General features: G+C 60.3%; 14 protein-coding genes. 8 read left to right on the top strand and 6 right to left on the bottom strand.

All coding sequences use genetic code 11. The features are described from left to right. Positions 1 to 15: 15 nt before the first annotated feature. Positions 16 to 867, top strand: coding sequence for a replication initiation protein (locus AC07O4_RS30830; RefSeq protein ID WP_495306533.1), 852 nt, complete (start codon positions 16 to 18; stop codon positions 865 to 867). Between the two features lie 391 nt (positions 868 to 1,258). On the opposite strand, the gene AC07O4_RS30825 is transcribed toward AC07O4_RS30830, so the two are convergent. From AC07O4_RS30825 to AC07O4_RS30815, 3 genes are all read right to left on the bottom strand, one after another. Next, the gene (locus AC07O4_RS30825; protein ID WP_495306532.1) at positions 1,259 to 1,507 is read right to left on the bottom strand and encodes a hypothetical protein; all 249 of its coding nucleotides are present in this window, start codon (positions 1,505 to 1,507) and stop codon (positions 1,259 to 1,261) included. Between the two features lie 7 nt (positions 1,508 to 1,514). After that, positions 1,515 to 2,324 carry an N-6 DNA methylase gene (locus tag AC07O4_RS30820; protein WP_495306531.1) on the bottom strand — a complete coding sequence of 270 codons (810 nt, stop codon included), beginning with the start codon at positions 2,322 to 2,324 and terminating at the stop codon, positions 1,515 to 1,517. Positions 2,325 to 2,433: 109 nt separating this feature from the next. Continuing rightward, positions 2,434 to 2,763 (bottom strand): hypothetical protein, encoded by a 330-nt coding sequence (locus tag AC07O4_RS30815; protein ID WP_495306530.1) that lies wholly within the window; start codon positions 2,761 to 2,763, stop codon positions 2,434 to 2,436. Positions 2,764 to 3,263: 500 nt separating this feature from the next. Here AC07O4_RS30815 and AC07O4_RS30810 point away from each other — a divergent pair, with 500 nt between their 5' ends. Next, positions 3,264 to 3,917 carry a YkgJ family cysteine cluster protein gene (locus AC07O4_RS30810; protein WP_495306529.1) on the top strand — a complete coding sequence of 218 codons (654 nt, stop codon included), beginning with the start codon at positions 3,264 to 3,266 and terminating at the stop codon, positions 3,915 to 3,917. A gap of 84 nt (positions 3,918 to 4,001) precedes the next feature. Here the strand turns inward: AC07O4_RS30810 and AC07O4_RS30805 are convergent, their stop codons facing one another. The 3 genes from AC07O4_RS30805 to AC07O4_RS30795 all read right to left on the bottom strand — a co-directional run bounded on the left by AC07O4_RS30805 (position 4,002) and on the right by AC07O4_RS30795 (position 7,854). Beyond that, complete coding sequence (locus AC07O4_RS30805; protein WP_495306528.1) at positions 4,002 to 4,865, bottom strand: hypothetical protein; 864 nt, start codon at positions 4,863 to 4,865, stop codon at positions 4,002 to 4,004. Between the two features lie 64 nt (positions 4,866 to 4,929). Further along, positions 4,930 to 6,948: a ParB N-terminal domain-containing protein gene (locus tag AC07O4_RS30800; RefSeq protein ID WP_495306527.1), complete on the bottom strand. Its 2,019-nt coding sequence runs from the start codon at positions 6,946 to 6,948 to the stop codon at positions 4,930 to 4,932. 579 nt (positions 6,949 to 7,527) lie between these two features. Then, positions 7,528 to 7,854, bottom strand: coding sequence for a single-stranded DNA-binding protein (locus AC07O4_RS30795; RefSeq protein ID WP_495306526.1), 327 nt, complete (start codon positions 7,852 to 7,854; stop codon positions 7,528 to 7,530). A gap of 102 nt (positions 7,855 to 7,956) precedes the next feature. Here AC07O4_RS30795 and AC07O4_RS30790 point away from each other — a divergent pair, with 102 nt between their 5' ends. The 6 genes from AC07O4_RS30790 to AC07O4_RS30765 all read left to right on the top strand — a co-directional run bounded on the left by AC07O4_RS30790 (position 7,957) and on the right by AC07O4_RS30765 (position 13,531). Beyond that, the gene (locus AC07O4_RS30790) at positions 7,957 to 8,319 is read left to right on the top strand and encodes a transcriptional regulator (RefSeq protein WP_495306525.1); all 363 of its coding nucleotides are present in this window, start codon (positions 7,957 to 7,959) and stop codon (positions 8,317 to 8,319) included. Between the two features lie 239 nt (positions 8,320 to 8,558). Then, positions 8,559 to 9,524: a P-type conjugative transfer ATPase TrbB gene (gene trbB, locus AC07O4_RS30785; RefSeq protein ID WP_495306524.1), complete on the top strand. Its 966-nt coding sequence runs from the start codon at positions 8,559 to 8,561 to the stop codon at positions 9,522 to 9,524. A gap of 8 nt (positions 9,525 to 9,532) precedes the next feature. Next, on the top strand, positions 9,533 to 9,928 hold the full coding sequence (locus tag AC07O4_RS30780) for a TrbC/VirB2 family protein (RefSeq protein WP_495306523.1): 396 nt from the start codon (positions 9,533 to 9,535) through the stop codon (positions 9,926 to 9,928). Between the two features lie 2 nt (positions 9,929 to 9,930). Beyond that, on the top strand, positions 9,931 to 10,248 hold the full coding sequence (locus AC07O4_RS30775) for a conjugal transfer protein TrbD (RefSeq protein ID WP_495306522.1): 318 nt from the start codon (positions 9,931 to 9,933) through the stop codon (positions 10,246 to 10,248). Beyond that, a complete protein-coding gene (locus AC07O4_RS30770; protein ID WP_495306521.1) occupies positions 10,245 to 12,806 on the top strand; it encodes a VirB4 family type IV secretion/conjugal transfer ATPase in 2,562 nt (853 codons plus the stop codon). Before AC07O4_RS30775 ends, AC07O4_RS30770 begins: the two co-directional genes overlap by 4 nt. Next, entirely contained in the window at positions 12,803 to 13,531 is a 729-nt protein-coding gene (locus AC07O4_RS30765) for a VirB8/TrbF family protein (protein ID WP_495306520.1), read from the top strand. Before AC07O4_RS30770 ends, AC07O4_RS30765 begins: the two co-directional genes overlap by 4 nt. Positions 13,532 to 13,533 lie beyond the last annotated feature (2 nt).

Genomic DNA, 13,533 nt, shown 5'->3' with positions numbered 1-13,533 from the left:
CCGGAGTTTGTCCGAATGACCAGCCAGCCCAGCAAGGCCACAGAATACGCCATGGTGATGCCCGAGGAGACGTCCGATCGGCACGTGTCGATGAGCAACAAACTGGCTCGGTCAGCACAGGGGCTGAACCTGGCCGAGAAGCGGTTGGTAGCCCTCGGCCTGGCCAGCACAGATTCGGTCCCGATGAAAGGGCTCGCCCTGGCCACGAATGCAGGCTGGAAGATGCGGGTTTCGGCACTCGAGTACGCCGAAGCCTTCGGGGTACACCCCACAACCGCCTACGAACAGCTCAAGGCCGCTTCCGAGAAGCTTTTCGAGCGGTATGTGCGCTACGAGGTCAAGGGCCGTCGAAACCAACCCGAGGAAAAGAAGTTCCGATGGGTCTCTGGTGCCCACTACGCTCCAGGAGAGGGCTACGTCGAGCTCAACTTCTCCCCGGAGATCGCGCCGCACCTCCTGGGGCTGCGCAAGCAGTTCACGACCTACAAGCTGCGCCACGCGGCCGCATTCGACAGCGTCTACGCCTGGCGCTTGTACGAGATCCTGAAGTCCTGGCAGAGCACCGGGTATCACACCACCTCGATCGAGGACTTCTGGGAGGCCATGGAAGCGCCCCCCAGCTGCCGCAAGGACTTTAAAGCCCTGCGCACCCGTGTGATCGAGCCTGCGGTCGAAGCGATCACCAACAAGGCGTCGATGATCATCAAGTGGAACGTGTTGCGCGCCGGCAGCCGGCGCGTCACGGGCCTCGAGTTCCGATTCGGCCCAGACCCTCAGGGGCGCTTGGACATGGACCTTCCGCCAGTGATCGACGCCGGTTCGGAAGACCTGGACGAATCGGACGACGATCCATCCGTGTCCGACTAACCCGGCATTTGTCCGAATCGATCACCGGCATTTGTCCGAATAGACCGCCGAGGGAGCCCAGGTGGCATGGGCTTCGTCTTCTCAAGCGGCCATCGCGAACCCGGTATTTGTCCGAAAACGGCTTCGCAGGGCCAATTTTGGCCGTATGGCGACGCTGCTAGTGTTCAATGTGAGTGGGCACTCACAGAAACCCGGTGTTTGTCCGAATAGGTTTAGCTGCTCCGAAAGCTGTTTAGCTGCACAGCAAGAGGCAAAACAGCCTCCTGAACCCGGTATTTGTCCGAATACAGCAGCGCCAGCTCCAGCGAATCGACTCCAAAACCACGGGTAGGAGCCTGAGAAGCAGAGAAAACCCGCATGGGAGCCCGTTTTAGGGCCTCAGCGAGTCGATTTAGCTGAACTCGAAGGGCCGAAGGCCCCCGCGGGTGGTGAGTTTCCAGGCGCGGCCGCGCCGAATCTCTTTCGGACAACCTCCGGTGAGCAGCTGCAGAACGCCGGCCTTGTCGGTGGCCACCTCAACCTCGCAGATCCGCAGCGCACCGCGAAAGACCGGGACGGTCTTTTTCCCCTCGCGGTGCGCCCGTGTGAGAGTGGGGTGCCAGGTCAGCACCTCGCCATCACTCAGCTCGTAGAACTTCATGATGGCTTCACCCGAAAAGATTCAGCTGGTCAGCGCGTTCGGCTGCAATGGCCGACCTGGCCGCGACCAGGTCGACAACCGTCGGCGCCGGCAGCGCAGCGCGCGGCGGTGCGGCCGCCGGCGCAGCTGGCACGGAGATCTCGGCAGACGCATCGCGCCTTGCGCGCCGTGCAAGACGAAAATCCCAACCGCCCATGACATGGGCAGGCGTTACCCAATGCGACCACTCCTCGACGGTCAGCGAATTCCCGTGGATGAGGATCGCTGGCACGTGGTACAGGGTAAATTGGACATAGGCCATGTGCACGGCGGTGCGGTCGACGTCGACGGCCGTCACGTGCATCGCGTGCTGGTAGTTCACGTCCCTGGCCAGCATGGCTTCGGCAAGGGCTATAACCATCGCTCCGGCGCCGACCGCAGGCTCGGAAATCGTCACGAAGCCCTTGCTCTCGACTTCATCCTTGATGCTGTCTCCGAGCGTCAAGCCGGCCATCAGTGTGCAAACTGAATACGGGGTGAAGAACTGCCCCCGGAATGCGTCGCCCAGCTCCAGCGACATGAAAAGCTCCCCTAGGAGGTCGCCATAGCCACACTCTGCCCAGAGGGCGAGCAGACCCATCATCTGAACGAAGCGGTCGATTTCGTCGCGTTCGTAGCGCCGCGTGATCTCGAGATAGCGCGCCTCTCGAGCTTCGAAATTGGCCTTGTCCACGGCGTTGCTGTACGTCAGCGCCATCATCTCGACCCAGTCGCTGAAGACATCAAAAATCCGGTGCCGCCTGGAGTTGTCGCGCAGCAGCCCGGTGATCTCCTTCATGTGAGAACCGGGCCCGATTGGCCGAGCCTTGCCCATGCTGAAACCTCTTTGAAGTTGGTTGTTCAACCCTGCGGCCGTGGGCCGCAGGTTCGATTTATCGAAGAGGCCGTCAGACAGCTTGCGTGCGGCGTTGGCTCATGGGCTCTTGTCCACGGCAATACACGCGGTACCCGTCCTGTGCGCGCGCCCAGTGCCGGAAGTCGCTGGTGTCCTGCAGCTCACGCACCATGAAAGTCGAAGTCACCAACGGGTTGCGGCAGTCCGGCACCGTTGCCGCCAGCACTTCCGCTGCTTCAATCAGTTCGGAGAAATCCCCGATCACACTCCACGCCTTGTGCAGGTCTTCACCAGCAACAAAGAAGTGACTCAGCACAACCTGCGGCTTTGCGACAGGCGAAACCATCATCGGCGTGACGGAAATGAAGTGAAAAACCGGCATTGCTATCTCCTCAACTGCGTTCAAAAAATGAGCCTCTTCGTGTGCCTCTTGGCTCCTCGAAAAGACCTCCTTTTGGAGTCGAACTGAAACCGGCGCTTTCGCCGTTTCCCTGTGTGTTCGCCCGGTGAACGGCGCGCACGTGATGGCGGGAGATCAAGGGGGAGGGTTTGTAAAGGCGCAGCCTTTATGGAAACCCCCTTGAAGGCGAAGCCGCTCTCACGACAGCACGGGCGCAGAGTCACCGGACAAAGCGAACCCACAGGGAAACGGCGATACGAAGAGCGCCGAATCACGAGACGCGCGCACAGCGCGCCCCTGCAGGCCGCAGGCCTGCCTGGTGGCAAGCGAAGCGCGCAGCGCGTCACGCGCGGAGGCGTCAGCCGACCGAAGGGAGGGAACGATGGAAGCCCGAATGGGGCGAGACAAGCGAAGCGCCGGCTCGATGCGAAGCACGACAGCGCGACCCAGCACAGCTGGGGGACGCCAGGAATAGACTCCATGTGAACAACACGGCGGAGAACACGGTGCAGGATCTGCAACAAGCACAACACGACCGACTGCCGATCGCGAAGGCCCGTGCGGAAGCAAAGCTGGCCAGCGTGATTCCCAATGCCGCCGCCGAGAGACTTCTGTCAGCGGCAAGGAAAGCAGGCACAGGACGGCAGCGCGTGCTCTGGCTGCAACGCACAGCGTCAGCCTGGGCGCAACCTCTCGAGAGAATTGCCGCATGCCGGCAAGGTTGTGATGCCTGCTGCAGCATTCCGTTGACCATTACACAAGCGGAGGCGGATCTAATCGGCGCGCATGCTGGGCTGGTGCCGGCCCACCCGAAAGTCAGCGTAGAGATTCCGAAGGCGGAGGCCGAAGAAGCTCAGTGGAACGAAGCGCAACAAAAACTGCGTGCCGCGGCACCGGGCGGCACGTGCCCCTTCCTCGTCAACAGTGCTTGCTCGATCTACGAGCATCGTCCGTTCGGCTGTCGGATTCACTTGAACCTTGACGACGATTCGCTGCTCTGCCAGCGAATCGATGGCGTCGATACCGATGTGCCGCTTGCGAACAACATGCTTCTCAAGGCCTACTACTTGGGCCTGCAACCGTCGGCCAGGCTGGCCGACATTCGTCATTTCTTTCCGGCGAAGCCGGCGAGCTGAGCCCTTTCGCGGAGCGAACTGGTGGCAGCGCGCCCCGGCCCACGCCGGGGCGTTCTTAAGGCCGCGAACGACCTGGCCAGCAAGCTACAGCGCACCCGTCACGCGATGCTGACTGACGTAGTTCAGGACGTCAGACCAAAGGTCCGATTGGACGACAGGCTTCTCTAGGTCGGCGTCGCGATAGAGGTGGAATCGAGGTGCATCAGGCTCGTGCCGCAAGCTCGTGTCGAGGTAGTCGATGAAGAGGGTGAACTGGGGCCACTCGGCAGAAGGATCTTGCGCCGCAAGCTCAAAGGACGGGCAGGTGTTGCCGTGCCAGGATTGGTCAATGAAGCCATCGGGCAATTGCACGTCGAGCAGTCCGAAATCCGGGAACTCGAAGAGATATTGCGGGGGTTCCGCTGTATCGCTGCTCGGTACCGATTCCTTGCCGGCAGGCACTTCGGCAATCAGCGTTTCGCCGTCCATGTCGTAGAAGAGATCGAGCGCAACACCATCTTGGTTCTTCACGCGCAGCACAGGCGTTGCAGCGAGAAGGAAAGTCAGGAACTCGGGGGCGACGTCTGCTCCTTCGACCTCCAGGTCGTCCAGGTCGCCAACTGTGTGAATGACGATCCCCGCACCGTTGGGTTGAACGCCACAGCTGTCAGCGACGATTGCCGCTTTGATCGAACGGCGCTGCTTTTCGCTCAGTGCTTCGTGTGCATGGTCGCGCGCCTCGTCGAGAGAGGCCCAGTTGATAGAGCGCGCCCCGCATCCCAGCTCCTCGCTTGCAAACTCGTATGCCGCAAATATCACTTCTGCAGCACGTATGGCCGCTGTCATCTGGGCCGCGCCGTAGCGTTGGCCATCGAGCGTGAAATGAAAATCCGTCTCGGTAGGCGAGGGGGGTGCGGGGGGAACGACCGCCCCGGCGCTAGAACTGGTGACTTGATGCTGATTGGTCATGGTGTGTTCCGATGAAGTTGATGGCAGGGCCTTTGAAAAGGGGCGGCGGTGCCGCCCCTTCAACTCAGGCTTCGGCGTCCTCTTCCACGGGTGCCTCGTCGTCGGCTGCAGCGTCTGCAGCAGCCGCAGCGACCTTGACGCGCAGCGGTGCGGGCAACCAACGGGTGCCATGCAACTTCGCGGTGCAGTAGTTCATCCAGTCGGCTTTCTTGAGGGTCGTCAGTTCCTTCGTTGCGTCGAAGCCAGAGGCCTCGGTGATGGCTTCAATGGCCTTGGTCTTGCTCACGCCGGAGAAGTAGGTTTCCGGCGTCGCGGTCCACCAGTCCGCCATATCCAGCGACAGCGCTTGCGCGATCACATCGCTTTCATCCCGACCGTGAGGGCGGCCATGAATTGCGTTGATGCTGCGTGCAGCGCAAAACGCCAGCAGGTCCAGCAAGACAGGCTGCGGCTGATCCAGCAGCCAAGCGAAAAGAGCGCCGGGCTCGCTGGGCAGTTGATCTGCCCACATCTGGTGGGCGGGCTCAAGAATTTCTGCGGCCTTCGAGCCGGTGTAGCTGGGGGCCAGTTCTTCAAGGTGGCTGGTGCTGGTCACTTGGACCGAGATTTTCAGGGTGCTCTCGAAGGAGCGGCGCGAACTGAAAACCGCCATCGCCATCGTGTGCACCATTGCGACAAGTGCAACCTTGGGGTTCTGTGCCATCGCTGCCTGAAGCGCTGCCGTGCGGTGCGCAGTCATGTCCCGCATGAGGCGTTCCGAGAAGTCTGCCCGGATACCCCGATCCAACCCGTGGGGAACTGCTTCGCCTGCGTCGATCATGGCCTTGACTGCTGCCTTCTTGTCGCTCGGACGGATCAGGCCGAAGGTAACTTCGATCTTGCCCTTGTAGTCGAGCGACACCATCGCACCAGCACGCGCCTTCTGCTCTGGCATCCACTCTTCGAGCCCTTGCTCGAAGTTCTCAACCGCTTCTTCGGCCTCACGTGCCGCTGTCTCAAGGGCGTCGGCCTTCTGCTCGTAGTCCTCGGCGCTTTCGTCGGACTTGTAGTGCTCCTGCAGGGCATCTTCGGAGGATGCCTCCGTCGCCTTGAGCTTATTCAACGCGCGTGCTTCGGCGGCGGTGGGCTTGCGTTGGCCGATGCGCTCGCGCCCGAAATTGCGGTAGTCGCTGCTGTCGGAATCAAGACTGCACTCGACCCACGACCAACCTTCCTCCGTCAGCTTCTGCGCCGTCTTTTGCAGCTTGGCCGTAGCAAGTTCATGCAGCAGCCCTGTGTCCTGCAGATAGATGCCGTCGTTGTTGTCCGCAAACAGATCACGGCGAACGCTGCCACCGGCCTTTTCGTAGTTCTTCACGCCCACGAAGGCAGCGAGTCGGGACTTCGCGCCGACCTCACCCTTCGTCAGCACTTCGCGCAAGTAATAGGCCGAGCGATGACCTTTCGGCAGACTTTCCCACGCGGCTTCTTGGGTCGCATGGTCTTCCGCGACTGCGAGCACCATCAGCACATCGGTATCGATTTCGTTGTTGCGATACATCTCGATAAAACGGGGAGCGAGTCGGGCGAGCTTCAACCGGCGTTCGACGGTCAGAGGGGTCACACCCCAAGCGGCTGCGACCTCGGCAACGCTCATGCCGTCCTCATCGATCATCTTTCGGAAGGTGGCAATCTCGTCGGCGCGATGCATGTCTTCGCGACCCGAGTTCTCGGCGAGAGAGAGCTTTGCCGCGTCTACGCTCTCGAATTCCTTGCATTCGATGAGCGCATCAACGCTCATCTTCCCCGCCTCGACGTTCAGGCCCATGGCCTCGTAGCGGCGACCTCCCGCGATGATGCCCATGCGGCCATCTTCCACAACGACCATGAGCCGTTGCAACAGACCGAAGTGCTCGATGAGTGCTGCCAGTTGGGGCAAGCCTTGCTTGTTGCGCTTGGTCCGCGTGTTGTGCTTGCTGATGAACAGCTGGCTGTACGGCACCAGCACATCGCGGCCTGTGGGCACGACGACCGTGCTTTGCGTCGTCGTTTCTACTGCGGCGGCGGTCTTGCTGGCCTTGCTCTTCTTTGCGGATGCGGTCATGGTGATTTCCTTTATCGAGTTGAAAAATTGCGCCGTTTCTTGATTTGCCCCCGATGAAGAAGGCCTCCTTTTTGGAGTCGGACTGAATCCGGAGCCGGCCGCCGTTGCTCCGTATTCATTGCCCGGTGAACGGCGCGAACGGGAGGACGGGGGAGCAAGGGGGAGGGTTTGTAAAGGCGAAGCCTTTATGGACACCCCCTTGCAGGCGAAGCCGGTCACACGGCAGCACGGGCGCAGAGTCACCGGAAAAAGCAATGAATCCGGCGCAATGGCGCCCGAGCAAGAACGACGAACGAAAACGGACGTCGTGCGCGGCGAGCGCCCTTGCACGCCGCAGGCGTGCCTGGTCATCGGCAAACGCAGTGCGCAGCGCGGGACGCGCGGAGGCGTCAGCCGACCGAAGGGGAGGGGACGATGGAAGCCCGAAGGGGGCGAGACAAGCGAAGCGCCGGCTCGATGCGAAGCACGACAGCGCGACCGGCGTCAGCCGGGGACGTCCTGACTGCAGTGTTGGACGCCAAGAAATGAAAACGAGGGCACATGCCCCCGTCGATGTAGCCGCGAAACCGGACGCCGCACTTAGTTCCTCGGCGGGTACTCCACCTGGTCAGCGATGAAATCCATCTCGTAGACCGTCTCGCCGTTTTTCTCGTACTGGTTGTTCTGCATGTGGCCCAGGATCACCACGCGGTTCCCCTTCTGCAGGTACTGTGCGTGGTTCTCTGCAGCCTTGCCGAAGTCCTTCACATGGAAATAGGTGACGCGTTCCTGTTTCTGACCCTGGCCGTCGGTCCACTGGTAGTTGGAGGCGACATCGAGCGTGACGATCGACTTACCACTTTCGGTGGTTTTCAACAGTGGGTCGCGAGTAAGATTGCCGGAAATTGTGAAATTGTTGATACCCATGATTCGATATTTCGGATGTTTAAGGGACTGACAGAGTAGCTAATCCGGCCTCAACGTCAAGCAATTTAGCGGCTAAATTTTCCCAATCGGCGACCCTGACCTGTGTATATCCACATCTTCTACACCAACGTTCTGCGCATCCTGGATGAACGCGGGATGACAAAGCAGGAGCTCGCCGACGCTGCGCAGATCTCGATTTCATTCCTGTCTGACCTGACAAACGGGAAGGCAAATCCTTCGTTGAAGATCATGCAGAACATTGCGCAGGCACTTGAAACGCCTCTGCCCCATCTTTTAGAGATGACGGACCTGGACGATGAAACACTCCTCGAGCTGGATCCGGGGATAGGAGGCAAGAAGAGCTTGCCATCCGGCTTCGAGCGCGTCTGCGCGGTGCTTCCGTCCTATCAGGCCTACCAGGTCAGACAGTGGGGACGGCTTGCTCGGCAGAAGGTCAAGCGCTGACAGCCTGACTCCCCATTCCCCTCGCGGCATTCGTCGCACCTGAGAGCGCTACGGCGCTCTTTTTTTCGCCTTGACGTTTTTGCCATAGGCAGTCTGGCCGCTCCCGGCAAGGCCATATGTCGCGTTCCCGCGAAAAATCTACATCGTCTTTATCGAAATTCATCCCGATCCCTTAAGATTCGATATATTCGATGCCGAGGCGCTGAAGTGGCGCCGCGGCGGATATGTCGGAGGGCGAAGTGGAAGATCAGGACGATGACGGCTCGACTGTCAAACGAAGGGCGAAGCAGAAGCTCGAGCGAGATTGCGGCGAAGTGCTGCTGGCCGCCTTGCGCGACCCGCTGACTGTCGAAGTCATGCTCAATGCCGATGGCCGTCTCTGGCAGGAACGGCTTGGTGAAGCGATGAAGCCGATCGGGAAGATCCGCAGCGTTCAGGCGCAAGGCATTCTCAAAACGGTTGCATCGTTCCACGACGAAGTCGTCACGCGAGAAAAGCCGACGTTGGAATGCGAATGGCCGCTGGATGGTTCGCGTTTCGCGGGCCAGTTGCCGCCCATCGTGAGCGAAGTCACCTTCGCGATTCGGAAGAAGGCGAGTGCTGTCTTCTCGCTCGCGCAATACGTCGAGAAGGAAATCATGACCGCCGCGCAAGCGGCGGCACTTCACGCGGCCGTCAAAGACCACCGGAACATCCTGGTGATCGGCGGCACCGGTAGTGGCAAGACGACGCTGATCAACGCGTTGATCGCGGACATGGTTGCCAACAACCCGCACGAGCGTTTCGTCACGATCGAAGACACGGCCGAGCTGCAATGCACGGCAGAGAACAAGGTCCAGTACTACAGCACCACCAGCATTTCATTGGCCGACCTGGTCAAGAAGACGCTGCGCATGCGGCCCGACCGCATCCTCATTGGTGAGGTGCGAGACGGGACGGCGCTCGACCTTGTCGACGCATGGAACACGGGACACGAGGGCGGCGCAGGCACCCTTCACGCAAACAGCCCTGAGGCGGGCTTGAGCCGCCTCGGTTCCCTCATCAGCAGAAACCCCTCGGCCCCTGCCGCGATTGAACCCCTCATTGCCGAGGCGGTTCACGTCGTCGTTCACATCACCCGCACTGCCAATCGCAGTCGTCGCGTGGAAGCAATTCTCGCGATCGACGGCTTCGAAAACGGCAACTACATCACCCGCAACCTCTAGGAGAAACCATGCAGATCGCAACTCAAAACCGTCAGAGCACCAACATCCTCTTCATGTTCACAGCGCTTGCGCTGCTTGCTGGACTTCTCCTCTTGCCCTCCGCCGCGCATGCGGCGGCTGGCTCCGGCGGCGGCCTTCCCTACGAGGAGTGGCTGACCAAGATTCGCTCGTCGATCACGGGGCCCGTGGCATTCACGATCTCGATCGTGGCCATCGTCGCTGCCGGCGCAATGCTGATCTTCGGTGGCGACATGAACGGCTTCATGAAGACCCTCGTCTTCATCGTCCTGGTCCTCGCATTCGTGATCGCCGCGCAAAACACGCTCGCTGCCGTCACTGGCACTGGCGCCGTGATCGCCAACGTTTCGCCGGCCGAAGTGCTGCTGAACATTGCAGCGAGCTGAGCATGGCTGAAGAGCTCAACAGGATCCCGATTCGTCGGGCCGGCAACCGTACGAACCTCTTCATGGGCGGGGATCGCGAGCTCGTGATGATGTCCGGCGTCATGGCCTTCGCCTTGATCTTCGCAGCTGCAGAAGTGCGCGCTACGGTGGTCGGGCTGCTCCTCTGGTTTGCCGCCCTCTATGTGTTCCGACTGATGGCGAAGTCGGACCCCCGCATGCGGCATGTGTACCTGCGCCACCGCAGGTACTCCCCGTACTACCCAGCTCGGTCGTCACCGTTTCGCGAAAACACAGCCGCGCAAGGAAAGCAGTATTCATGATCACCGTGCTGACCATCGCAACCGCAGTGCTCGGTGTCTTGCTGGTGCTCGTTCTGGTCCTTCGAATTTTCGAAATGAACCACGATCGGAAGCTGGCGAAGCATCGTCAGAAAGACGCTGCATTTGCAGACCTGCTGAACTATGCGGCAGTCGTCGATGACGGCGTCATCGTCGGAAAAAACGGCTCCTTCATGGCGGCCTGGAGCTTCGCCGGCGACGACAACGCATCAGCGACTGCGGAGCAGCGCAACCTGGTTGCAGCCCGCATCAACCAAGCGCTCGTAGGCCTGGGCAGCGGCTGGATGATTCATGTTGACGCGGTACGGCGTGCCGCACCGCGCTATTCAGCGCGTTCACAGTCCTTCTTTCCTGATCCGGTCACGGATGCGATGGACGAAGAACGCAGGCGGCATTTCGAGAGCCTGGGGACCATGTACGAAGGCAACTTCGTCATCACCGTCACCTACTTTCCGCCGATGCTTGCTGAGCGGAAATTCATCGAACTGATGTTCGATGACGACCAGAAGATCCCCGATCAAAGAGCACGGACGCAAGGGCTGATCGATGCGTTCAAGCGTGAGATCACCAGCATCGAATCGCGGCTTTCTGCGGCAGTCAAGCTTGAGCGCTTGCACGGGCACAAGCTCGCGACGGAGGAGGGCGCCGAAGTCACCCATGACGATTTTCTGAGGTGGCTTCAATTCTGCGCGACGGGTCTGAATCATCCGGTTCAGCTTCCAAGCACTCCCATGTACATCGATGCCCTCATTGGTGGGCAAGAGATGTGGACGGGCGTGGTTCCCAAGATCGGCAAGAAGTTCGTCCAGGTGGTCGCACTGGAAGGCTTCCCGATGGAATCGCATCCCGGGATCCTGACTGCGCTTGGTGAACTCCAAAACGAATACCGTTGGTCCACCCGCTTCATCTTCATGGACCTCCATGAATCCGTTTCCCACCTGGAAAAGTACCGGAAGAAGTGGAAGCAGAAGGTCCGCGGCTTCTTCGATCAGATTTTCAACACGAACAACAGTGCAGTGGACCAGGACGCGCTGTCCATGGTCCAGGACGCCGAAGCCGCGATTGCAGAGGTCAACAGCGGCGTGGTGGCCCAGGGCTACTACACGAGCGTTGTGGTGCTGCTCGATGAGGACCGCGCGCGCCTGGCCAAGAGCGCCTTGCAGTTCGAGAAGGCGGTGAACGCACTGGGATTCACTGCGCGGATCGAGACCATCAACACCGTGGATGCCTTTCTCGGCAGCTTGCCCGGTCACGGTGTCGAGAACGTTCGTCGGCCGCTGCTGAACACCTTCAACCTCGCACAGCTGCTGCCCACCAGCACGATCTGGGTAGGGGAGAAGTTCGCACCCAACCCGATGTACCCGCCAGCGGCGCCGCCGTTGATGCATTGCATCACCCACGGGTCCACGCCCTTCCGGTTCAACCTGCACGTGCGCGATGTGGGTCACACCTTCCTCTTCGGGCCGACAGGGGCTGGCAAGTCCACCAAGCTGGGATTGATCGTCGCCCAGCTGCGCCGCTACCGTGGCATGCAGATCTTCGCGTTCGACAAGGGCAAGTCGCTCTATCCCTTGGCCGCAGCCATCCGCGCGAAAACGCGTGGTGTCAGTGGCCTGCATTTCAGCGTCGCTTCTGACGGTGAAAAGCTCAACTTCGCGCCCCTCCAATACCTCGAAACCAAGGGCGATCGAGCCTGGGCGATGGAATGGATCGACACCATGCTGGCGCTGAATGGTTTGGCCACGACTCCGAGTCAGCGCACCGAGGTCGGCAAGGCTCTACTCCAGATGCACAGGGACGGCACGCATACGTTGTCCGGCCTGGTCACGATCGTTCAGGACGCGAAGATCCGCGAAGCGCTCGAGGTGTACACAGCCGATGGGCAGATGGGCATGCTTCTGGATGCCGAAGAAGATGGCCTCGCGTTGTCCGACTTCACGGTATTCGAGATCGAAGAACTGATGGGCATGGGCGAGAAATATGCCCTTCCTGTTTTGCTCTATCTCTTCCGACGCATCGAGCGGTCATTGCACGGTCAGCCTGCAGTGATTGTGCTGGACGAGGCTTGGCTGATGCTCGGCCACCCGGTCTTCCGGGAAAAGATCCGTGAATGGCTGAAGACGATGCGCAAGGCCAACTGCGCGGTTGTCATGGCAACCCAGAGCCTTACGGACGCGTCTGAATCCGGCATCTTGGATGTGATCGTCGAATCCACCGCGGTGAAGGTCTTCCTGCCGAATGCCTTCGCGCGGGATCCCGACATGTCGGCTCTCTACCAGCGAATGGGCCTTAACAAGAGGCAGATCGACATCCTTGCCGAAGCCATCCCGAAGCGGCACTACTACTGCGTTTCGGAGCGCGGTCGTCGTCTCTATGACCTCGCTTTGGGCCCCCTCGCATTGGCCTTTATCGGTAGCACCGACAAGGACTCCATTCAAGCAATCAATGCACTCGAGCAGCGGCACGGAGAAGGCTGGGTCGAAGAGTGGTTGCGTCTCAAAAACCTCGACCTGAATGACTACAGCGGAGCAGCAGCATGATTTTTTTCAAGAAGCGTCGTGCAGACGCAGACGAGCTTGAAGGGCTCGACTACGCGCAGTCGACGAACCCTTACCTGAACGGCCGGCGTGCATGGAACAGCCATACCGGCAGCATCGTTTCGTCACGGCAGATGTGGCAGGTGATCGGGATCTTGTGTCTCATGATCGTCGTCGCCTCTGTTGGTGGCTTGATTTACGTCGCGCAGCAATCGAAGTTCGTTCCATACGTGATCGAACGCGACAACCTCGGCAACCTGGGCGTTCCCGTGATCGTGGATCGTGCTGGGCCCGCAGATCCGCGGGTGATCGAAAGAACTGTGCGTACCTTCATCGAGGATGCCCGCATGGTCACGCCTGACATTGCGCTGCAGCGCAAGGCTGTGTTCCGCATCTACGCGCACCTGGCCCCGAATGAGCCTGCCACGAACAAGATGACGGAATGGCTGAACGGGACCCCGTTGTCGAGTCCGTTCAAGCGTGCCGAGAACGAAGCCGTCAGCACAGAAATTACTTCTGTCCTGCCCCAAACACCGACGACCTGGCAGGTCGACTGGACGGAGACGACACGGGACCTGACCGGAGTTTCCAAGAGCCAGCCCGTTCGCATGCGTGCGCTCGTGACGATCTTCACGGTGCCCGCTACTTCCAAGACCACACAAGAGCAGCTGCGGGACAACCCGTTGCTGATTTTTGTTCGCGACTTCTCCTGGTCGAAACAACTCTAGGA

It is taken from the genome of Variovorax sp. GW821-FHT09D04, assembly GCF_059416405.1.
Note: the sequence above shows the minus strand (reverse complement) of the source record. Positions and strands in the feature narration are given on the sequence as shown.